The sequence below is a fragment of the Roseimaritima multifibrata genome (assembly GCF_007741495.1).
Lineage (GTDB): Bacteria > Planctomycetota > Planctomycetia > Pirellulales > Pirellulaceae > Roseimaritima > Roseimaritima multifibrata.
In genome coordinates this window covers 1,531,305-1,557,758 of record NZ_CP036262.1, presented here as the reverse complement: position 1 = coordinate 1,557,758, position 26,454 = coordinate 1,531,305, and the positions used below count along the sequence as shown (strand labels likewise).

At 51.8% G+C, this 26,454-nt stretch carries 19 protein-coding genes; 15 read left to right on the top strand and 4 right to left on the bottom strand.

The window, feature by feature from the left end; translation table 11 throughout:
* Positions 1 to 81: 81 nt before the first annotated feature.
* On the top strand, positions 82 to 516 hold the full coding sequence (locus tag FF011L_RS05845; protein ID WP_145350736.1) for a hypothetical protein: 435 nt from the start codon (positions 82 to 84) through the stop codon (positions 514 to 516).
* 311 nt (positions 517 to 827) lie between these two features.
* Here the strand turns inward: FF011L_RS05845 and FF011L_RS05840 are convergent, their stop codons facing one another.
* Positions 828 to 1,487: a hypothetical protein gene (locus FF011L_RS05840; RefSeq protein ID WP_145350735.1), complete on the bottom strand. Its 660-nt coding sequence runs from the start codon at positions 1,485 to 1,487 to the stop codon at positions 828 to 830.
* A gap of 2 nt (positions 1,488 to 1,489) precedes the next feature.
* Positions 1,490 to 1,813, bottom strand: a complete 324-nt coding sequence (locus FF011L_RS05835; protein WP_145350734.1) for a hypothetical protein — start codon at positions 1,811 to 1,813, stop codon at positions 1,490 to 1,492.
* Positions 1,814 to 2,144: 331 nt separating this feature from the next.
* Here FF011L_RS05835 and FF011L_RS05830 point away from each other — a divergent pair, with 331 nt between their 5' ends.
* From FF011L_RS05830 to FF011L_RS05810, 5 genes are all read left to right on the top strand, one after another.
* The gene (locus FF011L_RS05830; RefSeq protein WP_145350733.1) at positions 2,145 to 2,480 is read left to right on the top strand and encodes a hypothetical protein; all 336 of its coding nucleotides are present in this window, start codon (positions 2,145 to 2,147) and stop codon (positions 2,478 to 2,480) included.
* 13 nt (positions 2,481 to 2,493) lie between these two features.
* Complete coding sequence (locus tag FF011L_RS05825) at positions 2,494 to 2,859, top strand: hypothetical protein (RefSeq protein ID WP_145350732.1); 366 nt, start codon at positions 2,494 to 2,496, stop codon at positions 2,857 to 2,859.
* A gap of 100 nt (positions 2,860 to 2,959) precedes the next feature.
* Positions 2,960 to 3,970 (top strand): ArdC family protein, encoded by a 1,011-nt coding sequence (locus FF011L_RS05820; RefSeq protein WP_145350731.1) that lies wholly within the window; start codon positions 2,960 to 2,962, stop codon positions 3,968 to 3,970.
* Positions 3,971 to 4,698: 728 nt separating this feature from the next.
* The gene (locus tag FF011L_RS05815; RefSeq protein WP_145350730.1) at positions 4,699 to 4,992 is read left to right on the top strand and encodes a hypothetical protein; all 294 of its coding nucleotides are present in this window, start codon (positions 4,699 to 4,701) and stop codon (positions 4,990 to 4,992) included.
* Positions 4,993 to 5,831: 839 nt separating this feature from the next.
* On the top strand, positions 5,832 to 6,227 hold the full coding sequence (locus tag FF011L_RS05810) for a DUF6876 family protein (protein WP_145350729.1): 396 nt from the start codon (positions 5,832 to 5,834) through the stop codon (positions 6,225 to 6,227).
* Between the two features lie 116 nt (positions 6,228 to 6,343).
* Here FF011L_RS05810 and FF011L_RS05805 read toward each other — a convergent pair whose 3' ends face one another.
* Positions 6,344 to 6,763, bottom strand: coding sequence for a hypothetical protein (locus FF011L_RS05805; protein ID WP_145350728.1), 420 nt, complete (start codon positions 6,761 to 6,763; stop codon positions 6,344 to 6,346).
* Between the two features lie 2 nt (positions 6,764 to 6,765).
* Positions 6,766 to 9,651 carry a MobF family relaxase gene (gene mobF / locus FF011L_RS05800; RefSeq protein WP_145350727.1) on the bottom strand — a complete coding sequence of 962 codons (2,886 nt, stop codon included), beginning with the start codon at positions 9,649 to 9,651 and terminating at the stop codon, positions 6,766 to 6,768.
* A 124-nt stretch (positions 9,652 to 9,775) separates the two neighbouring features.
* Between mobF and FF011L_RS05795 the strand changes: the two genes are divergently transcribed.
* From FF011L_RS05795 to FF011L_RS05755, 9 genes are all read left to right on the top strand, one after another.
* Positions 9,776 to 10,246 (top strand): hypothetical protein, encoded by a 471-nt coding sequence (locus FF011L_RS05795; protein WP_246109765.1) that lies wholly within the window; start codon positions 9,776 to 9,778, stop codon positions 10,244 to 10,246.
* A 434-nt stretch (positions 10,247 to 10,680) separates the two neighbouring features.
* Complete coding sequence (locus FF011L_RS05790; RefSeq protein WP_145350726.1) at positions 10,681 to 11,280, top strand: DUF1819 family protein; 600 nt, start codon at positions 10,681 to 10,683, stop codon at positions 11,278 to 11,280.
* A gap of 12 nt (positions 11,281 to 11,292) precedes the next feature.
* On the top strand, positions 11,293 to 11,904 hold the full coding sequence (locus FF011L_RS05785; protein ID WP_145350725.1) for a DUF1788 domain-containing protein: 612 nt from the start codon (positions 11,293 to 11,295) through the stop codon (positions 11,902 to 11,904).
* A 66-nt stretch (positions 11,905 to 11,970) separates the two neighbouring features.
* Positions 11,971 to 15,480, top strand: a complete 3,510-nt coding sequence (gene brxC, locus FF011L_RS05780; RefSeq protein ID WP_145350724.1) for a BREX system P-loop protein BrxC — start codon at positions 11,971 to 11,973, stop codon at positions 15,478 to 15,480.
* Positions 15,477 to 16,634: an AAA family ATPase gene (locus tag FF011L_RS05775; protein ID WP_145350723.1), complete on the top strand. Its 1,158-nt coding sequence runs from the start codon at positions 15,477 to 15,479 to the stop codon at positions 16,632 to 16,634. The genes brxC and FF011L_RS05775 overlap by 4 nt, the downstream gene beginning before the upstream one ends.
* Positions 16,631 to 17,161, top strand: coding sequence for a hypothetical protein (locus tag FF011L_RS05770; protein ID WP_218933034.1), 531 nt, complete (start codon positions 16,631 to 16,633; stop codon positions 17,159 to 17,161). Before FF011L_RS05775 ends, FF011L_RS05770 begins: the two co-directional genes overlap by 4 nt.
* A 40-nt stretch (positions 17,162 to 17,201) precedes the next feature.
* A complete protein-coding gene (locus FF011L_RS05765; protein ID WP_145350722.1) occupies positions 17,202 to 18,821 on the top strand; it encodes an ATP-binding protein in 1,620 nt (539 codons plus the stop codon).
* Between the two features lie 404 nt (positions 18,822 to 19,225).
* Entirely contained in the window at positions 19,226 to 22,684 is a 3,459-nt protein-coding gene (gene pglX, locus FF011L_RS05760; protein WP_145350721.1) for a BREX-1 system adenine-specific DNA-methyltransferase PglX, read from the top strand.
* A 14-nt stretch (positions 22,685 to 22,698) separates the two neighbouring features.
* Complete coding sequence (locus FF011L_RS05755) at positions 22,699 to 26,451, top strand: GreA/GreB family elongation factor (protein ID WP_145350720.1); 3,753 nt, start codon at positions 22,699 to 22,701, stop codon at positions 26,449 to 26,451.
* Positions 26,452 to 26,454 lie beyond the last annotated feature (3 nt).

The window sequence follows — 26,454 nt, the reverse complement described above, 5'->3', positions numbered from 1 at the left end:
GCAACTCTTTCGCCCGTTCCACGTGATTTCTAACGTTCGCCACAGTGCATGCACAAACCTAAATTTGAAATGGAGACTTCAATGTACAGGACAGCCGTATTCACCCTGTTGACGATGCTTGTTGGTATTCCGTCTATCTTGGTCGCGGACGAACCCGAGCAGGGCCAAGTCGCGACACCAGCGTTCGACGTGACATCACTTCACCGCAATATACCGTCTATCGCGGCATCTCGTGTCTCAGTTGCGGTGTCTGATGTGTCTTTGCCGACATTCGTAGCTGGAATCGAGTTACTATTGGAACGCGACAAAGAACTAGCACGGGAACTCGTAGCTGCAGTCGATCGTGACAATCGCCCCCATCAGTCTACGGGTATACCAACTGCTGAACATCGTGTTCTTGTGACTTTGGAGTCGAGCATCTCGAATACCGAATTTGAGCAGATAGTTCGATTTGCTCTTGCCGACGATGCCCGACTTGCACGCGCGCTGATTGGCGTAAAAACTGGCAATAGGTAGCTTGGCGAACCATGGGTTCCTGCCCATCGCAACTGCACGACTTGCGGCTACAAATGCTCGGCGTAACAATGCCATTCACGCGGAGCACTCGGCCCCGCGTCCGGGCGCTGGTTTCTCCACTGCTCGTGCCCGGTGACGGGTAATCGCGGGAATCAAGGAGGGCATTGCTGGTCGATGAATCCAGGTCATCAACGATTGGCTCAAGGTGGAACCCAGTGGATATTCTGGATCGAAAACGGATCCATCGTCCGATAATTGGCATTTTGTTGAACCACCAAAGCGGTTGCCGAAAGGTTGACCGCTTTTCTCGTTCATGGACGTTCCATGCAGTGGACAGGAAATCCAGGCAAGTAGTGCTCGAGGTCGAAATCGGCCGACTTTAGAGCTATTGCCAGGTAGTAGGCCCGTGTCAGCGATTCCGCATCGTCAGCGTGACCGTGGTCCTCCATCAGGATCGAAGCGTCTTCAACGGCGATCGCGACGCCGCATGCTAGGGCATAGTCGTCCTTTAGCAAACGCTCCTGATCTTCATCGGAAAAACTGCCCTGCGATTCGGGTTTGATCTTTTCATAGACGCCCAGTTCATGGGCATCAAACTCGATGCTGGGTGTGAATTCGATGATCCAGGCATTCACCGCGTCCCAAATCGCTCGCGTCCGGGCTTTGTAATCTTCAATGGACAACACGTTTTTACCCGGCTGTTCACTCGCTGTAAGCTGCTCGGCAACTTTGAATGTCGCTTGGGTTTCGAAATTGAGCGTGAGTTGTTTTTGATGCGTTGCGGGAGTAGGGGGCGGCTCCGCAACTTGGCTTGGTTGTGAATTTGCCGTCTCATCGAAGTGAACAGTAATCCTTGCGTTGCGGATTGCCCACTCGAGCGCCGTCTTCAATTCGTCCACGCTTTCTCGCAGGACTTTGACCTCGCCGGTAAGCTGGCTGACCTGCTCTTTGAGTGAATCATTGCTCTGCATCTTTACGGCAGATCACATTGGTTGCGAATCAGCTCTGACGGATGGCACGGACCGGACGGTTCCGGATCGCAGTACTCGCCTCCCGTTTCATCCGGTCCGAAATTGTCGTCGCGCAAAATCCTGCGGCACACTTCTGCAGATGCTTGCTCAGCGAAATTCGTTGAAAGTTCAAAGACGCTCTGGCTTTTGGCGGCCAAGAAGAATCGTGGCGGGAATCCGCCCTTCAGGAGCCAGTCCATCAGGTTGGTCGCGTGTTCGCGAGCCTCTTCATGGTCGCTATTGGCGTATGCTTCCAGCATCGCATTGAATGTACTCGTCGGGTCCATGCTCGCTACAAAAGCACAACTGCGGAAGGGCTGTCAATTGTTTTCACTTGGCGGTGTGCCAGACGGCAGAGAGACGCTGCTGCTGAGTCGTTAGGACCCCTTCGGTCCCGCCTCGCAAGTCCTTCGCTTCGCTCTCCTTCGGCTCTTGCCGGTGTCCCCAAATTTCTCCGCTGTGCTGCGGAATCTGGGTGATCCCCCTCCGGCAATTCGGGACTGGCGGTGCTCCCCCCGCTTAATCATTTTCCAGCATGGGGATTATGAGCGACCCGTTACGCCTTTGGCTTCACGTTCGTTCATAAACCCCAATCTCTAATTGAAAGGAAACAACATCATGCCACACAACGAAATCATTCACATTCGCGAAGTTCCGCTCTCGCAGTTCACCCGACAAGCAAAAAAGTTACGGGACGTTGCGAACCAAGCGGAGTCCATTAAGGAACGATTGTGCGAACTTTCATCCTACGAGGAGGAAATCCATCTGACCAAAATCGCAAACACTGGATATCGGTTGAACGCATTTTTGAATGCTGCTTCTCCTCAAAAACATTTAACCGAGTTGATCAACCAACTCGAAAACGAACTCTCATCCTACGAGAAAGAAATCAGGGCACACGCTAACACCGAGCCGTGCCACGAACTCACAGACAAAACCCCACAGCAGCCTTAAGGAGGGCAACATCATGACCATTTACAAACCTAAGAACCCCTATCCAACCCTGCCAGGCTTCGGTCTCCGTGTCCACCATGCCGCAAAATCAATCCGCAAACTTGCTGATGAACCCTGGGCGAACATCTATACACGCGGATTCGACAATTGCTTCGAGCAAGGGGACGGTGACGCAGTTGTTTTCGCACTGATGCATAAAGCCTATGCCGAACGCTCAGAAAATTGCTGCGGTCGATCACAGCTTGCCGAGGGCATCGCGGTCATGTTTCGCGGACGCTTGAGCCTCGATGGGTTTCCCCAGTCCTGGGAGGCGGTCGCATGGTCGCGGGAGCCGTCGACGGAATCCGTAGACATGAATCAAATGTCGTTGACAGTGTAAATCAATCCGTGCCAAAAACGGCACGGGTCAAACCAACTAAAGAAAGGGCAGTCCCATGAGACGCACATCAGAGATCGCCGCCACCGGAAGGTAGGGCGGCATGGCAAAGAAGAAGAACTACGCGAAGAAACCGAAACGCGACATTTATCAGGAGGTTACAGACAAAATCATTGGTTACCTGGAAGAGGGGACACCACCCTGGCGCAATCCGATCCAACGCGGCAGCGGCGACGGGTTCCCCAAAAACATGGATAGCGGCAAACGCTATCGAGGGATCAATGTCCTGCTGCTCGGCATGGCTGCCTGGAGTGGCGGTTATTCATCCGACTACTGGATGACGTTCAAACAGGCACTTGCCAATGGCGGGCAAGTCCGCAAAGGCGAAAAAGGCAGCTTGGTCACATTCTGGAAAATGTACGAAACCAAAGACAAAGAGACCGGAAAAGACGTCACCCTTCCGGTTCTCAAGCACTACACCGCCTTTAATGTCCAGCAAATTGATGGGATCGAGATTCCCGACGCTCCGAAAGCGGATCAAAATGCCGTTCCCTTCGAACCGCTTGTCGAAGCTGAACGCATCATAAACGGATACCTGTCAAAACCGATCATTGAGCACGACGGAGGACTACGGGCGTATTACCGTCCTCGCACCGATAGCGTTCACATGCCTGATCCTGAAAAATTTGATTGTCGCGAAAACTATTACAGCACCCTATTTCACGAGCTTTCCCATTCAACAGGACACAGCAGCCGCCTTGACCGTGGTCTCGATCAAACACTTGCACCTTTTGGAAGTCCAAATTACAGCCGCGAGGAATTGATCGCGGAAATGTCTGCGGCGTTCTTAAACGCCGCCAGCGGGATTAGTCCACCAACCATTGAGCAGTCAGCCTCTTACTTGCAAAGCTGGATCGACGTTCTCAAAGGTGACAAGCGTCTGGTGATCGGAGCTGCGGGCGCCGCTCAGAAATCGGCTGATTTGATCCTGGGGGAGACGTTCAACGGGGAATCAACACGACAAACTGAAACGAAGCCAGCAGCCTTACCTGAAATATCTCAAGACGAAGGAGGAGGGAAGCCACAGCCAACATCACAGCTGGACTTGTTTTAGCAGCGGTTTCGCGCCTGCTTTAATTCCGGCTGCCCCCTTTTTCGCGTTCGGTGCTAGCCTGATCAAGAAAAAAAGCCGTCATCCGGGGCAGTGGACGGCGGCTTTCACATGGACAAACGCGGGGCAGTGCGTTCATGCCTACGTTCCAGTATACCGCTTCCACCACCGCGCACAATATTTTTCAAAGATTGATGCGAATTCAAATCGCCGTGTCGGTATCCCCCAAAAAAACGCCCAACCGTTCCGGCGGGAACGGTTGGGCGGTATGGCAGAGCACTATCACTCTCCTACTTTACCGCGTGGGTGCCAGCATCGGCTGATTTGCGATCGGTACGATCCCCGCGATACCGATCATCGCTTCGCCGTACAACCACCGAGTGAGCGATTAGTCTCTCGCGATGATGTCGCCAACCTTTCCTCAAATAGCCGCGACGGGCGAAACAAGCGGCAAGCGAACGGTTCGTTTTCTCTGAATGCACACAAACGTCTGCTTTTAATCGTCAGAGCTTGATTTGCTCTAGCTGATGTGGCATTGAACAGTGAGCAGTGGCGTTGCTCCTTGCCTTGATGGGATGACGATCATGTCACGCTGCCACGAAACGGATTCCGATCCGCAATGGGGCCGTGTACTCGGCTTCGCCTGCGTGCCGCACCAACCCCATGCAGACGGAATCCGTCACGCGGCGGGAACACGGGCCAGGTCAACCAACAAAGAAAGGACCAAGACCATGACACAGACAAACTCAAAACAACCAGCCGACACACTTCGCTACGGACTGCTGAAAGGCACGATCTGGAGCAACCAGGGCAAAGACGGGAAACCGCCGATGTACTCCGTTGTTTACTCCCGCGGATATACCACCGCAGACGGGCAGTGGAAAGATACCAACAGTCTCGGCGAGATTGATAACCTGAAGCTCGGTGTTCTGTACGCCAAGATTGCCGATCGGATCACGGAGCTCAAAGCCGCCGACCGCAAATCAACCGACGCCGACGACAACGTGGGCGAAGGAGAGCAGTAGTTCTGCATCCCGGCAAACGCCAACCGTATCGCCGACAACACGGCGGTGCGGTTTTCCTTACTGTCGTATCGTCGCAAATTGCGATCTTCTAATGGGAGCCTAAGTCAAAACCTGTGACTCCGCACGGAGCCAACAATTTTGTTGCGTCTCTAACTTGCCGGTGCTACTGCTGTCCGGAACGATTACGGGAACTGAAAAATCTAAACCCAAGAGGACGGACCATGACTGAACAGCAACGAAACTCGATGCGTCTGGAACTTAGGCGTGAGCCAAGCGGGCTCCGTCACTATTTAGACGGCAAGCCTGTGCGAGCGGGGCACTGATCGAAGTTTTCACCGACGCATCCGGATGGGAACTGGCCCGTTACGAGTGGTCGTTTTCTGAAACAAGTGTTCCGTTCGCGTGCATTACTGATGATGATGTGGTCGCCGTTCGCGACACAACTCTCGCCCGCTGGCCAGCTCTCACACGCTGAAAAGAGGTTGTCCCAAATTTGGGACAACCTTGCCGCTTCATTCTCTTTCCACAATTTTAGCGCGGATTTCAACGTACAACTCTCAGTAGCGTCATCGTCGAATTTCTTAGCTCCTGCATCATTCACAAATCTCCAACCGATGCAGTTCCAGAGTGTGGCATTGGCATGTTTCTTTTATCTCCTTCCATTGGTTGGATATTCATGCAGCTTGCCGCTCCATTTGGCAACGCTGCAAGGGCACGGCTGCAGCACGTCGCTGCGCTAGGCTTCGCCATGTCGCGGTACCCGCGAAGACCCTTGCACCAACGCCAAACGGAGCGGCTAGTCAGCTGGCATGATCCAACAAACGAAAGGAGACAAGATCATGACACAGCTAACCTACTCACAACTACAGCACTTTACTGGGGATTTGGAGCGATACAGACACTCATTCAATCGACGAGTGATCTACACGCTCGGAGTTCAGCATGTCGCTGAACGAGGTGAAGCGTACTGGCTAATCGACGCGATAGCATCATGGATCGGCAGCAAAAGCTTTCGCCAGGCAGCTCTTAAAGATTCACGCATCGAAGAGATGCACTTCTGGACGCTTCAACGAACGGAAGGGACTGCCGCAACACTCTTCGCAAAGGCTGACAGTCCTGATGCACCCTTTATCACCCAGGAGATCGAATTCACTGATTTCCCGCTCCCCAAAATCGATATTTGGGCTGCATTCGATGGTGAGCATTGGACTCTGTATTTGCCAAGCGAACACTAAAGCAGACACCAACTGGGCCTAATCGGTCCCAGTTGGTTCTCCCAACAGATTAATCGCATTCTTTGGCAGAGCAGGGTGCTCGCCAAACTTGAGCACGACGTGCCGTAACAACGTGTTTACGCTGTTACGCTGTTAGGTGCTGGAGGTGGTGCAACTTCAATCGTTAGCCGATCCACTTCAATTGCGTCATCTTGCGCTGCAATGCTGCGGGGGTCGCGTTCCCGAACCCACTTTATTTTTCCGCTGCCAAACAGGTTGACCAGCTCGTCTAGTTTTCGACCTTGGAAAGTCAACAGCAAGTCCGTGCGTCCTAAGACCATGATTTCGACATGTCCAGCATCACGGCGGTAGATTTCCCGAACATCGCTATAAGCGTAGCTGTACCGTCGCCCATCGCTAAATCGCAACTGGAACATCATCGGTGGAATCTCTCCATTTTGGATCCTCTCATACGGAAAATCCTCTTGTCCCAAATTTGGGACGGCGTGAAGACGCCCCGATTGTTGACGCTGAAACGCTTTGTTTGCAATTCCCATTGTTATCTCCGGTCGCGGTCGGTTTGAGGAAACACTGAACGGTTGGGGCGCTCGCCGTGGTCAGCAATTGGCTTTCGGGTATCTTGTCGTCGTACGAGGCTCCGTGACTGCGTCCACCACGCTCTTATTCTGGTACGGAATGCAGCGACAGCTCGTTGCCGTTGGCGCTCTCGTCCCAAATTTGGGACGACGGTTTTGGCAGGCGATTCCGGGGGCATGGTCGAGCGAATTAGTTCGCTGGCGGATAATTGCTCTCCACTCCGAACAATTGCCCGCCGCACTTTCGCTTTATCATCAACGTAGATCTTAAGATCCTCACGCCCACGGGACGCAGTAACATAAAACTGACGAGCATTCACGGCCGGCAATGAATCGGCTCCCATCGACGCGATTGCCACATCCCTATCTTTTCCTTGGCTAGCATGACTTGTTATCACATAGCCATGATCGACGTGACCGTAGTCGCGGCTGACGACTGCACCGCTCTTCATTTTCAGATCTCCCGTTTCGGTGAAACCCGAAATTTGATCCAGGCGACCATTGCTTAGGCGCCGCTTGTCATTCAGTGCCTTTCCACCGAGCGTCAGCCGAACATGATCCCCAGCAGCTAGTTTGATCTCGGTTCGTTGATAAACTTCAAATCGACTCGGATTTGACAGCGGCAACGGCTGCTCTTTGCCACCATCAACCGGACGCATCAAAATTTCCTTACCGGCTGCCCCCGCGATCAAATAGCGTGAACCGCGTTTAATTCCCCCTGAAGCATTTTGATGAAACTGCACAACAGACTCTTGCTGATGCTCATAGGTGGTCGCTTCTCCTTTCTCGGCTTCCGTCAAATTCAGCGATTTCAGCTGCAAGAAACGATGCTCATCCTCCGCCAATTCCTTTCGCTCACGCAGACTGTCACGGATTTGCTCCGTGACTTCGGCTGCTTCACGGTGCGTTGGAGCAACAACAAGCGATGACTTTCCTTTGTCGCTCGTTTTCAGATAGTTTTCGACCAGAGCTTCGGTTTTCTTCTCGGGATCAATTTCAATAATTTTCCCCATGCGATCCAGTGCATCAAAGCCAGCAATTAGACCGCTCTTGCCCGACGCCGGGTCGATTTCATGCCCACGGCTAATCTGGGCGATCGCTTCCCGATACCGCCCCTTCTGACGCTGAATGGTCTCGACCCGTGCAATCCTCATTCCTGCTTCGCGTTCAAGCAACCGCATGCCTTCACCACGGCGGGGCGAGGCATGCTGCCGCGTGTCGCCCGAGAGGACGACACGCGAGTTTCCATTTTTCGCGATGTCAAAGATAGCGTTCATGGAACGCACATCCAGCAACCCAGCCTCATCGACCCAAATCACTTGGTTCTTCAACTCCACGTGTAGTTTTTCGTTGCGGATAAGGTGTTCAACCGTTTGTGCGTTTTTGAATCCTTTCTTCTCCAAGACTTCCTTTGCGCCGGTGCTGGGAGCAAAAGTGAAAACACTGCGACCGGCTTTCTCGATCGCTTCGGCAGCTTCCTCCATCAATGAACTCTTTCCAGTCCCCGCACCTCCCGAGATTGCAGTCACCGTGTCCCGTGATTTCAGCACGTCCTGAACCGCACTCTTTTGCTGCTCATTCAACCAATCACGCTTGAATTCATGCGGCGTTTCGCTGATTGCCGCTCGGGTGCCTCTGCCATCACGAGCATAGGCAATCATCTGCCGCTCCGCGTCCAGAACTTCACGCGTCGTGATGTAGCTCCGTTGGATACCTTCGTGGCTCGTGTCGCGGCGAATCACTTTCAGCTGGTCCAATGCCTTTTCCATCGCTTCTGGTGATATCGTCAACGCATGCTCTAGTGCCGTTCCAATGATCTGATGGCGTTCTACCGTGCTGCTGCGATACAAGTGGTGATCCAAAGCGTATTTCAGGGATCGCTCCGCATCCCCGTCGTCAGCACGCGTTGCACCTCTTTGCTTGCTCAGCTTCGAAAACATCTCAATCTCTTCCTGCGATAGTCGATTTCTCCACTGCGACCGAAGCGAAGGAACATTCTCGCCGCTATTCTTCTTTTCCCGAGTTTTTGCGCCCAACTTAGCTTTCGAACCTGCATCAAAAACACCTTTTTCAAGTGCATGCTGCTCTACCTGGGCAGTGCGACGGCTAAATTTTTCAACAGTCGATCTTTCGATCCCCGTGATCTCCCAGCCTGCTTTTACGCGTCCAGATTGAACGTAGCGAGTCGGCCGCACGTCATACCCCAATTGATCTCGCAGACGCCGTGCAAGCCTTGATTCGAATTTTGCCTGTAACGATGGGCGCTGCCTGACAATCTCTTCAAATTGGCCTGCATAGTGTTTCCCGCCATCCTCCGTCCAATTGATGACGAAAGCATGGACGTGCAAATGTGGGTCAGGATGACCATCGACGGGACGTGACGTTTTATGTAAGAAATCGGCGTACAACAATTTGCCGGTGGTCGCTTTTTGTTCGCTTACCGCATGCTTTCCTTGTCGGACGCGACGTTGCATCAGCGGCTCAACATCCAGCTCCATAGTTTCTCGCACTGTTTCACGAAGAGCATCCACAAGACGTTCATCGCTATTGATCGCCCAAGTTAGTGAAACGCTCTTAGGAACCGAAAATGTCAAATCCATTCCCGGTCGTCGATCACTTCGGTTTCGCTGCGTCAGTTGCGTGTCATCGATTGGATGATGACCGGAGAGCAGACGCGTGAATTGTTCTTTAGTAACGTCAGCACCGGCTTGAAGCCCGAGTAGAGCGGTACCTTTTCCGTGCCACTGACCGTTGATTTCTTGTCCCAAGTAGTAGTCACCCTGGGTCAGCACTTTATCGAAGTACTGGCTGGTTGATGCGATGTTACGGGACTGTGTGGCGATGAGCATGTAGAAGGATATGGACCACCTCATGAAGGGTCAAATGACAATAGCATTACGAAGAACTAGAACAAGAATTTAGAGATAGGCTTGTCCCCTAAGCACTGCTTAGGCCCCAACCAACCTGACACGCATGACACGAACGCGCAACGGTTCACGATGCACCTATCCACAGATTTATGAACCTGTTTCATTTGTGATTTCCATTGCTAAAATGATCGTGTTCATGCCTCACAAAACACGGAGTCAAAACATGATGACGAATGAAGCCCGTCTGGCATTTGAAAAGCTAGTTGAACTGGGAGCAGAGCCACTGGACTGGGACATCTACAATCCATCGGTGGAACCACACATTGCGTTTGGGTTGTCAGCCCAGGTCACGAGGCTAGGCAAGAGCCTCTTCGTCGATCCTGGCGGGCAAGATATTATCGAGACCATGGTCGATGGTGAATGGCACAACCCTGGTGGAGTTCGACAAGACGTCCATGAAATCTTACGGCAGCATCACTTGGTCAGTGACTGGTACAACTCCGTAGTTCTTTGCGTCTACAACGACCCTTCCGCTCCCGGATACGATCACGACCGGAAGATGACCGTTACTTAGCCAAGCGACTGCGGGGACTACTCGCTAACTTCTAATTCCACCAACCACTGCGACGACCTCAGGCTGTCCTGAAACTACCAAATTGACCTCCCTCCGATGGGCAAGAACACGGCGATTTGGTAGGGTTTGCATGACAGGGGCAAGTATCTAGGTGGCCACAAAAGCGGGGAATGGCGAGACTACATGACTTTCTTCGCGTATCGGGCGATACAAAGTATCTTGGGGGGGGACCAAAATCGTGGTGCAATGGGGAAACGTCAACAAACTTACGCCCACCGCCGCCCCGGAGAATGGCTATCGCTCCTTCGAACAACAAGAGCTTGATGATTTGCTGACGCCTGCATAGTGTGGATCGGGTGGCAGGTGCAAGGCTGATAGCAGTGCTGCAATTGGGCCAATCCGCAAACCCGACAAAAAACGCTCGTTAGCCCTAGATGATCGAAAACCGCTACGTCCTATCGTTTTCCGCTGGAGGACTTCTCTACCACGAATCCATTGTGGTTGCGGAAGTCTACGCGAGTGTACGTGGCGACTGGCAGCATGTGGTCGATGAGATTGCTGAAGGGAATTTGCTGCAGAGCCGGACAGTCAGTACGACACAGCGAAAGCTCCGCGAGGTGCGTAAGCGACTGGAGCATTTGACAGCGAGGGAAATGGCTTTATTGGCTAGCGGGTCCCGCCTAGACCAAAAGCTTTTACTGTGGCTTGCATGTTGCCTGCGTTACCAAGCACTTGCCGACTTCGCACGCGAAGTTTTGCGAGCCAAATATTTACAGCTAGACCTCTTTATCGCTGCGGCTGACGTAAGTTGTTTTCTCGACGCAAAATCCGCTTGGCATGATGAAATCGAAAATCTCGCGGATAGCACGCGAACCAAATTACAAAGTGTTATGATGCGAATGCTCCGTGAGTCCGAGATGGTCACGGCCGACGGCATCATTTTGCCGCCGTTGATGTCGCAAGAAGTTCAGTCCGTGATTCTGGAAGACTCCCGCGACCATTTCCAGTTCTTCCCCGTCGCCATACCGCAGTAGGAGTCGCCGCGAATGATTCGTGGTTTACAAACCGCATCGATCCCTGAACGCTTCGAGCACATCCGTAAAGTGATTTGCAGTCAGCGGTTTCAACGCATGGAAGGCATCGGCAACGAAGTGCCGTTTTTCGTTGTTCCATACTGCCCCACGGAAGAAAATGACATGCAGGGGCTCCAGCAAATGTTAATGAAGCGACTGAAGAAAGACGGTATTCACATTATCGAGGTCAACCTTTACGACCTCGCTAAGGAACTATCGGATGAGCTAGGCGACTGGGACTTCTGGCTTGAACACGAGGCCGAACACAGCAAAGACGATTTGAAAGAAGCGTTGCAAAGCCTGACAGACGCGGAGACGAAGTTGGCGCCCGCGATCGAGGCTAAGATAAAAGATGCTGAATTCGAGGTGATGTTTTTGACTGGAGTCGGAGAGGTCTTCCCTTACATCCGATCCCACACGGTCTTGAATAACCTACAGCGTGTAGCGAAGGAACGTCCCACGATCATGTTTTTCCCTGGAGATTACTCCCACTCACTTGAAGAGGGAGCGTCGCTCGATCTGTTTGGCCGCCTTCGCGACGACAAATACTATCGTGCGTTCAATCTCTATGAGCGAGAGATCTAGACCATTTCACGGGGCGTTGCTCCGGGCAACGATGACATGGCCATCGGCCAAACGGAACACAGAACTATGCAACTGCGCGACATTTTTGAATACAAAATCGACCGGCCAATCGAAGGTGTCATCAAAGCCGATGACGATGCGGGGCTGAAAACCGAAGTCGAAGAATACGTCTTTACCGACGAGATCGAACGTAGACTAGACGATTTTCTCGAAGCCTACACCAATTACCAGAATGCCAATGGAGTTTGGCTCTCCGGCTTTTTCGGTTCTGGCAAATCGCATCTGTTAAAAATGCTAGCGTTATTGCTCTCCGGTCGCCAGGTCGACGGATTGGATGTCGGCCAAACGCTGCGCAGCAAAATTAAGGACACCATGCTTGTCGGCCGGATCGACAAAGGACTTGCTATCCCCAGTGAAAGCATCCTGTTTAACATCGATCAAAAGGCGGACGTCATCAGCAAGAAGGACGTCGATGCATTGTTGGCTGTGTTCGTGAAAGTGTTCGACGAGAAATGCGGATATTACGGAAAGCAAGGCTATATCGCGAACTTCGAGCGTCACCTTGATCAGGACGGCTTACTGCTGCCATTTCGTCAAGCTTTCGAAAAACATGCGGGGATCGCTTGGGAAATAGGTCGAGAGCGTGTCCTGCGTGTTGGAAGTCATGTCGATAAAGCATTTACTGACGTGACCGGTGAAAGCGTCAGCGGTGTGATCGGGAAGCACAAGGACGATTACAGCCTGTCGATCGAGGACTTTGCAGAGCAAGTCAAATCCTACATCGACAGCAAAGAAGGTACCCTAGGGAAGGACTTTCGGCTGAATTTCTTCGTTGACGAAGTAGGGCAGTATATTGCCGACAACACCAAGCTAATGACCAACCTGCAAACGATCGCAGAAAGCTTAGCGACAAAGTGCCGTGGCCGCGCTTGGATCATCGTCACGGCGCAGGAGGACATGACCAATGTTATTGGTGAAATGACGAAAGGGCAGTCAAACGACTTCTCCAAAATCCAAGCTAGATTTGCCAACCGAATGAAACTGACCAGCACCAACGTTGCGGAGGTCATCCAGAAACGATTGCTGCTAAAAACAGCAAACGGCGAGCAGCAGCTAAAGCCGGTCTATGATAAAGAGGTCAACAACTTTCGGACTCTGTTTGAGTTCGCGGACGGTCAAAAGTACCGTAACTTTCAAGACGAAGAGCACTTCTTCAACTGCTACCCGTTTATCCCGTATCAGTTCGAGCTATTCCAGTTGGCCATTCGTGGGCTGTCTGCTCACAATGCGTTTGAGGGAAAACACAGCAGTGTCGGCGAGCGTTCCATGCTGGGCGTTTTCCAAGAAGTCGCCATCACGATTGCCGATGACCCAATCGGAAAATTGGCGACGTTCGACCTGATGTACAAGGGGATCAGTTCAGCACTGAAAAGCCACCTATTGTCGGTCCGTATTGCGGAGAAAAACCTTGACAATGCACTGGCAGTCAAACTTTTGAAAGTGCTGCTACTCGTCAAGTACGTTAAAGAGTTTAGGGCATCCGTCCATAATCTTAGCGTGCTGATGATCGAGAGCTTCGATCAGGATGTCGGCCTGTTGCAGAAGGATGTGGAGGAGGCATTAAGCTTGCTTGAAAGCCAGGTCTACATTGAACGGAGTGGGGATTATTACGAATTCCTAACCGACGAAGAAAAAAATGTCGAGCAGGAGATCAAGAACACCGAGGTTGACTCAAGCGAAGTCGCTGACGAGCTGCACAAGATCATCTTTGAAAAAGTGCTAAAAGGTCGAAAGCTCCGCTACGAACCCAACAAGCGAGACTTTTCGTTCACGCGGAAGTTGGATGACAAGATGTACGGCCGAGAATACGAGCTTGGTGTTCACGTCATCAGCCCGTTCCACGAGCATTGCGACAATCCCGATCAAATCAAAATGGCTTACATCGGTCGAAACGAAGTGACCGTGATGTTGCCAGCGGACGCTCGATTAATCCGCGACCTGACGCTGATGAAGCAAACTGCTAAGTACGTCGGCCAAAACTATCAAACGACCAAAAAAGAAAACGTCAAACGGATTCTGAGCAATAAAACGACCGCCAACCAGGACCGTGAACGCCAACTCGTCGAGCATGTCAAAGCGTTGATGGGCAAGTCAACAATGTTTGTTGTCGGCAGTGAGGTCGAGTCGACCAAAGAAGATCCTGGCCTGCGTTTGCACGACGGTTTTGAAATACTCGTCGAGCAAACTTACACCAATCTTCGGATGCTTCGTGGCGTCAACTTCACCGAAGCCCAAATCGAAGATTGCCTGAACCAATCCAGTGATGGGCTGTTCGGTAACGACGCCGCCGTCATCACCGAGCCCGAAAGCGAAATGCTTAGTTCTATCACTCTGAGTGTGAACAAAGGCATTCGCCCGACCGTCAAGAAGTTGGTCGAGGACTTTGAAACCAAACCGTACGGATGGCCGTTGCCTGCGATTCAGTGCGTTCTGGCCAAATTGATCGCACGCGGCAAGGTCGAAGTCCGCAGCGACGGTCAATTGCTAGGCGGCTCTTCATTGCTCGCACATCTGAAGAACACTGGCAAGTTCGGCAATATGGTGCTGGAGCCTCAGGTGGTCTTCAGTGCCAGCCAGACACGAGCTCTACGAGAATTCCACGAACAATTTTTCGACCAGCCTCCGCATGCTAACGAAGCCAAAGCACTTGGCAGCGAAACCGCCGAATCCTTTGTGACGTTGTGCGACGACTTGCGTGGCCTTGCTGTCCAAGCACACGCCTACCCGTTTCTCGATGCCCTCACCGACCCGATCGATGAGCTCAAAAAACTCGGCAAGAAGTCGTACAAACATTTCCTTTCCGATTTCGATGGCGAGCGGGATCGCTTGCTAGATCTGAAAGAAGACTTGCTCGACCCGATCCGGCGGTTCATGTCGGGGCCGAACGCTAGCCTGTTCGCCGAGGCAAAACAATTTCTCGCCCGCAACGAAACAAACTTCGCCTATCTCGATGGCGATGAATCCAAAGATCTCAAGAAAATTCTGGCCGACCCGAAGTGTTACGCAGGTAACTCAATGCAGCAGGTCCGTACGCTCGTCGATTCATTGAAGTCGCGTTTGGAGACGTTGGCGAACGAAGCCCGCGCCGCCGCTGAGGAAGCTGTGACATCGCGAGTTAAAAAACTGCAAGCAATTCCTGGCTACGACACATTGACAACCGAGCAACGCGACGAAATCGACGCGATTGTTAAAGACACGGTCGATCAGATCCAAAAGCAACCCATCATCGCCGTCGTCCGCGAAGCTGCGGCACGGTTCGAGAACAAGTCCTACACCCAGATTCTCGGCAAGGTCACGCAGTGGACTGCTCCCAAGCCCGACCCAAAAGACGAACCGAAGAATGGGGATCTCAAACCGGAATGGAAACCGCCCATTGAGTTCATCGGGCTGAGTCACCTTGAGGTAAATTTCGACAAGCCTTGGTTGGAGACAACCGAAGACGTAGACCATTACATCGGCAAATTACGCAACGCGATGGCAGGGGCCGTCAAAGAAGGGAAACGGATTCGCTTGTGATCGACAAACTGAACATCGCTAATCTAACCACCATGGGTGAGGTTGAGCTCGATTTATCGCCTAAGATGAATGTCATCATCGGGTCCAATGGCCTGGGGAAGACGCATCTTCTAAAAGCAGGATACGGACTCGCATGCGCCAAAAGCAAGCTAGTTGTTGGTAGTGATGAACCAAATAAGACCGTTGCAAGGGACATCAGCAACAATCTTGTCCGAATCTTTAAGCCTGCAAACGACAGGTTAGGTCGGATGGCTCGCTTTGGTGCACGGGATGAGACTTATATCAACGCCTTGTATGCCGATGGTGAGTCTTTAGAAGTGAGATTTTCATCTCGCGACACGTACGCGACTGTGCATCGAGAAAGGCCAAGCTCAGCGGCGATGGGGAAACCAGTTTTTATCCCAACAAAAGAAGTTCTGTCCTTTTTAGACGGCACGACCTCCGAAGATGCTGATGATTCAACGCTCGACCTGATTTTCGATGCTACCTATCGAGACCTTTTAGATTCATTAAGCCAGCCCGCTCCCGATGAAATCAGTGACCGGCTCAACAACGATCCGCGTTTTGGACATGTCTTCCCTGAAATCGCTGAGGCAGTAGGCGGGAAATTTTCGATGGTCAATCGAAAAATGCGGTTTATTCCCGGCATTTATGACGACCGCCGCGTCAAAGAGCAAAAAGATTTAGGCATCTTACGTGAGACCGTATTCAAAAAGGCAACATTTGAAGAGTTATCGGGGCATATGACAGCCGAAGGTTTCCGCAAGATAGGAGTCCTGCAACATTTACTGGCGAACCAGTCGCTAGATCCAGGCGTCAGCGGCCCGTTATTTTGGGACGAGCCAGAATGCAACATGAATCCTCGTCTGATGAGGATGCTGGTCGATGTCTTACTGGTTCTCACACGAAGCAATCAACAAGTCATTATCGCTACACACGATTATTTCATGCTGAAGTGGATCGACTTACTAACCGACAGAACGCAAGGAGACCACGTACGGTTCCACTCGTTACATCGAGCGGAAGAAAACTGCGGCGTCCGTGTATCTGCAACGGAGGATTATCGAAAAATCGAGCCAAACCCGATCGCCGATACCTTTGATGAACTGAGCAAGGCTCAATTGAAAAAACGAATCGGCGAGGTAACGAAATGATTTTGACCGATGATCGAGACATTGAGATCGACTTTACCGATGCGATAGACGGGTTTGTGTTCGATCAGATGAAGCCCGAACTTCCTAAATTTCACGGACTTGGAGCCATGCGACGTGTTGACTTGATCGTCGAGATGCCTGAATTCGTTACCTACGTTGAGATCAAAGATCCATCCCATCCAAATGCCAGGCCAGAAGGGATCCAACAGATTATCGAGAAATACGAAGACGGATCGTTAGCGCAGAGCTTCGCTAACAAATTGATTGATTCCTTCGTGTACGGATGGGCCGAGCAAAAAGCATTGAAGCCGATTCGGTACTACAGCCTGTTTACCATCGACTCCGAACTAGCCTTCGAGTTTGGCGACAAGATAGCTGCTCTCTTGCCGCCGCTTGGCTGCCCAACGAACCGATGGAAACGCGCGTTCATCGAGGATTGCCAGGTATACGACTTGGAATTGTGGAATGCAAATTTTCCGAACTGGCCGGCACGGCGCATCAGTGAAACTTCATCGCAGTCAACGTAAATTTCCAACGCCCCAATATTAATTTCTGATAAGCACGCAGATGGCAGATACCTCCAAGCTTGAACAATGGATGCAGGAAACCGAAGGGGAAAACCTGGAGTTCAAGACTGCACGCACTCGGTACGGTCTCGATGAGTTGACGGAGTATTGCGTTGCGCTCGCAAACGAAGGCGGCGGGAAAATCATCCTCGGCGTTTCAGACAGACGTCCGAGAGAAGTCGTCGGTTCAACCGCCTTTCCACAGCCCGAACAGACGCGCAGCCAACTCAACCAGCGGCTCGATCTGGGGATCCGTTTTGACATCATCAATCACCCGGCTGGCAGAGTGCTTGTTTTTCATGTTCCGAGTCGTCCAGTCGGAATTCCAATGCAGTTTCGCGGCAAATTTTTGGTACGGAAAGATGAAAGCTTGGTCGGCATGTCTGGCGAGCGTCTGCGAGAGATCTACGCCGAAGCTGGGCACGATTTTTCTGCCGACATTTGCCCGCAACTGAAAATCGAAGATCTATCAAAACAAGCGATCGAAGATTTTCGCACAAGATGGATGTTGAAAACGAGCAATCAACAATTGGCCTCGTTGTCACTCGATCAGTTGCTGCGTGATATCGAAGTTGCCAGTGACGACGGCGTGACCTTCGCTGCTTTGATCTTATTCGGAACACGCGAAGCAGTCCGAAAACATCTGGCCCGCGCAGAAGTTGTGTTCGAGTACCGGTCCAGCAACGCAGCAGGTGCCGCAAACCAGCGAGAGGAATTCACCGAAGGATTTTTCCTCTACTTCGATCGTCTGTGGGAGTTGGTCAATTTACGCAATGATAAACAGCATTACGAAGACGGCCCCTTTATCCTTGAGGTCAAGACGTTCCAGGAACGTGCGGTGCGCGAGGCAATTCTGAACGCCGTCAGTCACCGCAACTATCAACTCGGAAGTAATGTCTTCATTCGGCAGTATCCCGAGCACATTGAACTCGACAGTCCAGGCGGGTTTGTTCCTGAGATCAACCCCGCGAATATTCTCGTTCGTCAATCGCCGCGTAACCGGCGCATTGCTGAAGTCTTCGGAAAATGCGGCTTGGTCGAGCGGGCCGGCCAAGGTGTCGATTTGATGTACCAACTCGCGATTCGCGACAGCAAACGGACGCCCGATTATTCGGGCTCAGATGCCTACACCGTAAGCGTCGTAATGGCGGGCCAAGTACTGAATCGGGCCTTTGTGCGATTCATTCTGAAATGCAAGCGAGAAGTTCTCGAACCGCTCTCTACTGAGCAGTGGCTTGCGTTAGAGGCATTCAGTCTGGAAAAGGAGCGTCCGTCGTGTTCGCAAGAGGCGTTGGAGCGATTGCGTGAACTCAGGCTGATCGAACGTGCCTCGGGCGGGCGATTCATCCTGCCGCGATTGTACTACGAGTTTACCGATCGAATCCAAGTCTACGATCGTCTCCGAGAAAGGGAACTAAAAAAGGAGCGTCTCGAAAACGAGTTGACGAAGTACCGGATTGATGGACTGCACATGAGCGAGTTGCAGAAAGTACTGGCGCGCGAGGAGCGGAAAACGCTTCGTCGTTTATTGAAAGAACTTGAAGCTGAAGGACGGGCTCACTCACAAGGGGAAAACCGGTGGACGAAGTATTTCCCCGGCCCCCCGGAGGACATGGAATGATGAACCTTTCGCATTGTGCACCACCTACCGGAGGTACTTGCATCCTCTGTTTCGCTCTCGAACAAAGGGCACTGGTTCATCGAGGATGGTTTTCCGTGAAAGGCGTTTTCCTCGGCATTTTCTCTGTTTTTCTCGCGGACAGCACTGCCAGGCTGGCCGCATTCAAAAGCTGGAAATCGTGTCTTTTGCTTGGTTTCCTCTGTTCATGTCTCGGACAAAGCGATGCCGTATCGGACGTGAAATGTGCAGGAAACCCCGTTTTTCTTAGGGTTCCTCTGTTCGTCTATTGGACAAAGCGATTCTGGATTGGCGATTTTCGACTGACGATTGACCACCACCCCAAATAACCGACCTGTTCAACTAACTCAATTCAAAATCCCCAAACGAAAATCCAAAATCCGAACATGGAAACCTCCAAACTTCGCAAGTTCGCTTCCTTCGCTCGTAAAGCACTGATCGAGCAGGTCGGCACCAAGATGAAAGCGGTCTTGGCTGAGGGGAGCCTTGCGCGGCGAGAGAATGCGAAGGCGGTTGCGGATCTGGAAGCCAAGATTTCGGATCTGGGGAAACAGCAGACGATCGAAACGGTCGCTTACACCTGGTTTAACCGGTTCTGTGCGCTGCGTTACATGGACGTCAATCGCTATACCAAGATCGGCATTCTATCGCCTGCCGAAGGTCAGTTCTTGCCGGAGATTCTTGGCGAAGCCAAGGCGGGTCATATCGATGACGAGATCGTGCCGGCTGCGACGCGTGCGAAAGTCATCCGCATCCTGGATGAAACCGATCCGAGTAACGATCCGCAGGGCGAAGCCTATCGCTTATTACTCGTCGCTGCATGCAATCACTACCACTCGTTGATGCCATTCATGTTCGAGCAGATTGCAGACTACACCGAGCTGCTCCTGCCCGAAGACTTACTCTCCGGTAGCGCCATCCCGACTTACGCGCGAGAGGCTCTGTTGCCGGCGAACTGTTCGCCCGAGCACACCGAAGAATCGGTCGAGGTGATCGGCTGGCTGTACCAGTTTTACATCGCTGACAAAAAAGACGATGTCTTCGCGGCGCTGAAGAAGGGCAAGAAAATCACGCCCGAAAACATCCCGGCAGCGACGCAGTTATTCACACCACACTGGATCGTGCGTTACCTGGTCGAAAACTCATTGGGCCGGTTGTGGGTGCTCAACCATCCCGACTCGAAACTTGCCGATCGGATGGATTATTACATCCGTCCCGAGGAGCCAGAAACGGACTTTCTGAAGATTACCAGTCCAGAGGAATTGAAGGTCTGCGATCCGGCGTGCGGCAGCGGTCACATGTTGACGTACGCGTTTGATCTGCTGTTCGCGATCTACGAGGAACAGGGATACCAAGCGTCGGAGATAGCCGCGTTGATCCTGAAGCATAACTTGCACGGCATTGAGATCGACCAGCGAGCCGGGGCGTTGGCGGCGTTCGCGTTGCAGATGAAAGCCCGCGAAAAATATCGCCGCTTCTTGTCAGCGGGCAAAATTGTCCAGCCAAACATCTGCGTGCTAGAGAACGTCAAGTTCGACCCGCAGGAACTGGACGACTACATGGACAAGGTCGGCCGCGACCTGTTCACGGGGGGCTTGCAGGGCACGCTGAATCAGTGGGAAGAAGCGGACAACTTTGGTTCGCTGATTCGTCCCTTGGTGACGGACGTAAGCGACGTACTGGAGCTACTTCGCGAGCGAAAGATGGACGAAGACCTGTTCTTGGTGGATACACACCAGAAAGTACTCGAGGCGCTGCGGCAAGCCGACTATCTGAGTCCCAATTATCACGTCGTTGTTGCGAACCCGCCGTACATGAAGACGTCCAACTTCAACCCTCGCTTAAAGAAGGGGTTAGGTCAGAACCATAAGGTTAGTAGATCGGATTTGTTCGCAATCTGTATTGAACGCTTCTTGGCGCTGATCACGAAACGTGGATTCCTTTCCATGATTACTATGCAAACATGGATGTTTAAGGACTCCTACAAGGAACTAAGACGCACGTTGCTAGATTCAATTAGCTTCACAACGTTTGCTCAGCTAGGTACACGTGCGTTTACTGAAATCAGCGGTGAGATCGTTCAGACTTGCGCCTTTGTTATTGAAGACCAACGCTGCAGTGACCGAACGTCGGCATTCTTCCGACTCGTGGATGGTCAGGGTGAGCAAAAGGCTCTCGGACTAGATTCAGAAGAGCTCCGGTTCGATTTCTTGCAAGAAGACTTCAAAAAATTCCCGGACGACATCATGGTCTACTGGGCACCGAAACAAGTCGTCGCTGCATTCCAGCGGCTTCCACGCGTTGACTCACGTGGTCTTTTTCGCGAAGGAATCCACACAGGTGACAATCCCCGTTTTCTTAGGCACTGGCACGAGGTAAGCCGTGATAGGATCACGACCCACTCCAGTGACTATGAATCGCTAGACAAATCAAAGAAGAAATGGGTTCCATACAATAAGGGTGGAACCGCTACGCGATGGTATGGCGAACTTGAATGGGTGATCGCTTTTGACAAGATCACCCGTTGCCAAATGGAGCTGCTAAAGAGCCATGTCAGGCCCAGCCAAAACCTCTATTTCAAAGCTGGAGGCACGTGGCCAGATATTGGGTCACGCGGATTCGCGGTAAAGTTCTTTCCAGCCGGATTTCTTTTTGATCAGAAAGGACCAGTTGTCGTTGGGGACGACATTCTTGGAACTCTGGCACTGCTGAATTCCAAATCATTCAGATATCTAACACACTTAGTAATGCCGAGCTTGAGTTTTCGATGTGGGACGGTAAAAAAGGTTCCAATGCCTGATAAATTCGACAGCAAGTCAGCGGGTGAACTGGCTGCCAAATGCGTCGAACTATGTAAGGACCACTGGGACCAATCAGAACTTTCGTGGGATTATGTACACAACCCAACAATCGCGGAGAAATGCGAATTTTTAGAAAACGCTTGGATCACCCTCTCAGCGAAACGCTCGTGTGACGTTGAGCAACTAAAGGAAACAGAAGATGCTAACGATAACCTGTTTCGAGATGCCTTTAGTTTTTCAGAACTTGAAATCGAGACAGAATTAGATGGAAGTGTTCCCGTTGAAGAATCCAGTGCCGAAAAGAATGGCATTGAGTTCATCAGCTACGCGGTGGGCTGCATGCTGGGGCGTTACTCGCTCGACAAACCAGGATTGATCCTTGCCAACCAGGGCGACACGCTGGCCGAATATCTGGAGCAGGTGACCGAGCCATCATTCATGCCCGATGACGACAACGTGATTCCAATGCTCGATGGGGACTGGTTCACCGATGACATTAGCGAACGCTTTAAGGAGTTCTTGAAGGTCACCTTCGGCACGGAGCACTACGCCGAGAACTTGAAGTTTCTCGAAGACGCAATCTATCCCGATAACGCGACGGCTCGTAAGCGGAAGACGATCCGCGACTACTTCCTCAAGGAGTTCTACAACCACCACGTCAAGCTTTACAAGAAGCGGCCGATCTACTGGTTATTCAGCAGCCCGAAGGGGACGTTCAACGCTTTGATCTATATGCACCGTTACCGTCCCGATTGCGTCAGCAGCGTGCTGCAATACCTTCGCGACTTCCGCGATAAACTGGCCCACGCCGCTGACCACGCCCAAATGGTCGCCGACAGCGGCGGATCGACCAAGTCCGAACAAACCAAAGCCCTCAAAGAAGTCACCGCGATCAAAAAGCAACTCAAAGACCTGGAAGAATACGAACGCGACACTTTGTTCCCCCTCGCCCAAAAGAAGATCGAAATCGACCTCGACGACGGCGTCAAACACAACTACCCGCTGTTCGGCAAAGCTCTCAAGAAAGTGACGGGACTTTCGTAAATGAGGCTACATTCGTGACCTTTTCAAATCAATTCGCTCATGACGAAGAGTTTGCAGACTTCTGCGTGCGGTTGCTGAAGGCTGTCCTAAAGTGCGAGTCGTTTGAGAAATACGCCAAGCGGGGAGAGTCGCAGAACGGCATCGACATCATCGATATGGCGCATGGTACCCCGTTGCGCGCGGCACAGTGCAAACTGCATGAACCGCACAAGACTTGTCCGCCCGCGGAGATCCGAGAGGAAGTCAGGAAAGCCGCTAGCTGTGATTTCAAGCTTGATGAGTTTTATATCCTGACCGCTGCGAAAAAGACTCGCTATACGGATAACGCGGTATTGGAAATCAACCGTGATCGAGAACACGGTCAATCTTTCACCACGTTTGTATGGACCTGGCAGGAGATCGAAACCAAGCTGCGTGAGTTGGACCCGGTTGCACGAGATCGCGTGCAGAATGCGGGCAAGAACGGAAGCGTGGAATCTTTTCGGGCGGTGATGAAGGAACTAATGCCGGAGTTTGCAGCAAACTCGGTTCAGTCCGGAAATTACATTCTGCAATCGAAGTTCAAGCTCATCGAAACGCACTTAAAAAACCATGACAGATCGCTGGCCAAGTACGAACTAGAGCAAATCGACGCGATGCCCGCCGAGAACCAGAGTTCCGACGACCGTTACTTGGTCCATCGATTCAATGCGAAATACCTGATGCTGGTCGGACAGTTTGACGAGGCAGCCCATCGGTTTCTAGAGGCATACGATGCGCGTCCAGAATTGGACCAAGCACGGATCAACCGCTCGCTTGCGTTGGAACTGCTCGGTAAAAAGGCCAAGGCTTGGGAACAAGCGAGCGAACTATTGCGAGAGGGTATTCGCACCGAACCACTGCCAACGATCGCCTATCGTAATGCACCGCGTCCCCACTCCGACGAGGTAAAAAGTTGGTACGAAGATCAACTGGACACGTCTGAGGAATTAAATCTAACACTGGCTGATGAAGCGAGGGAAGACGAACGGCCAGAGGATTCGATCCGCTACAGCAACCGCGCGATCGAAATCAACAATGATTCAGCACGTGGCTATTTGCTACGAGGCTTCGCCCATCACAACCTTGCCCTCAGTGGCGATCCCAAACTCAAAGCCGAGCGGTTAGTCCATGCCGAACGCGACTACCTTCTTGTCCACGACATGACGGTAGAGCCATTGCCTGATGGACTAGTCGCCGACGTTTGCCGTAATTTAGGGAACGTACGATTTCTGTTAGGACGTCCCAACGCCGCAGAGGCATTTGAAGAAGCCATTCACAAGGCGGACCAGAAAGGGCCCTATGTTGAGCAATGTCTCAGTTTTTTGTGCTCGACGAGAAAATTCAAGACCGCGAATCGCATTCTTCAAGAACATGGGATTGATGACGCCAATCTAAATCAGCGTTTTCTAAAGCTTGTCGTCGCCCGGTACAATCGTGAACCAGATAGCGATGTCGACTTCATCGGCGCGATGTTGGACCTGTTTTCAGAAGGGGAGTTTCAAAGGCGGGATGAATGCCTTGGATTCGTTGCTCAGTGGTCGATTGACGACTGCCAAACACAGGAGGCGATTGTTCAATTAGATGCACTTAAGGATCGTCTTGATCCGTTCGAATTTGAATGCTGCATGGCGTGGTTGCAACATGTGAGCAAGAACAGTGTCGCGGCGAAAAAACACGCGGCGGAAGCCAAGCGAAATTTAAGGGCCGATTCGCCAGAGAACTACATTGGCCTGCTGGCTCAAGTCTTCATCGATCTGGACGAGGATGCACAGGCTTTGCCGCTTCTGCAGCAAAGGACAGACAGCACGCGACTAAATAGTGAGACGAAGACATTGCTGGATTGTGCCCAACGCCTTCAACAGCATGACGTGATGTTGAAAACCTGTGAGTTGCTACGGGCAAACAAAGCCGACAACGAAGCGACTCGTTCATTAGAAATGCAGATTCTATTTGCATATACGCCAAAGAAGGCGGCGGCACTGATTCACGAACTGGTTGTCGAACATCCAAACGATCGCAGTCTGTACGCTTGGCTTTGCCTAACAGAAACCCGATTGAACGGGGGCTACGATCAACTGGACGAGTCTCGACTGCCCATGACCGACGATGTTTCGGCATACGAGAGCAAACGCGTACTGATCCCGCTAATTGCTTTGGAACGCTACTCAGCAGCAGTACGATATGCCTATGACGTGTTGCGTTTCAACCAAGGAGACGAATTATCGCACAGCAACTATCTATGGTTGTTCATGGAGCATGCGCGGAAGAGTGATCTTGATCTTGATGCAACCGTCGTGCGCCTTGATTGCGCGGTGACGTTCCGCGAATTCGGGGGTGACAAAAAAACCGTTATCATTGAACAGCATGTTGCCGAGCAGCGTTTCGACGGTGAAATTGCAGAGGATAGCGGCTTCGCTCAAGCGATTATCGGCAAAAACATCGGCGACATCGCAGTTATCTCGCCAGAGTCGATCCAGCCGCGTGAAATTACAATTGAAGCCATCTCGTCAAAGTTTGTTTATCGTTACCAGAGAGTCTTAACGGAGTTCCAGCTGAGATTTCCGCACTCCAATACGATTCAAATGCTCCGTGTGTTGGACGGCGAAGACATGGATCTTTCCCCCATCCGAAGGAGCTTGGAAGAACGACGTAAGCATTGCGAGTCGATCTTGGCTCTGTTCCGGAACCATCCGTTACCGATTTCCGCTCTGGCCGAGTGGTTGGGAATTGGATTCTACGACGCCCATGAGGTGTTGGCGTCGATGCCTGACATCGGAATCCGCGCGAGTTTCGATCTCGTTAAGTTACAAGGAAAAGAGCTTGCGACTAACTCGTTTACGCAAAACCAGCATTTGGTGCTTGACTTGAGTGCGGTCATAACGATTGAGAAGCTGGGCTTGTGGAAGTCGCTTCGGACATATCAGCTGGTTGCTACACGATCGGTTTTCGAGCATTTCAGACTAGAGGCCGAAAACCTAAGTGTGAATCGCTCGACCGGAACACTGACACTCGCGGAAAGTGGACAGGTTGCCTTTCAGGAGATCTCCGAGGGCGAATCGCACACACGGATCGAGGTTGCCAATGGGATCGTCGATAATATTAAACAACATTGTACGGTCGTGGATTCGTTTGCAGCAGCTTCAGTTGCCCTTGACCTCCGAGAGGCGTTTGACGACGTAGGTGCATTTCCAGTTCTCGATTCGATGGCCGTTGCAGACAACGTTGAGGGGTACCTACTTTGGTCGGATGAAGCGTTTGTTCAAACGACTGCTTTGCATGATTTCGAACTGCCTTCAATCGGTGTACAAAAAGTTTTGGCTCAATTGCGAAAAGATGGAGCCATCACACCTTTGCAAAGAGACGAATTCGTTGCCAAGCTAATGGGGTGGAACTACACCCCAATGCTCTGGGATTCGTATGTCGCCCTAGCCGCCGCTCGGCTGAGTAATTGGGAGCCGACAAAATGGCCGTTTACTTCTATCATTGAACAGTTCGGAAAGAATAGCTGGACGCTACGTGCCAAGTGTAAATTGGCTTTGAGACTTTTTATAAAGTTGTACAGTGCAACTGGCGGAAATGTCTCCGAAACCCAATTGCTGCTCGCGGTGATGAACGCGATAGGCGTAAGCACGGCTGCGGATTTAATACGTGCTGACGCTTTTGAGGCCAGCAGGCCCAACCAAGAGATGTTGGATTCGATCACAGTCAGCTTGAACGTCTGGAAAGGGGGATGGCTTGGCAGGTAGCTG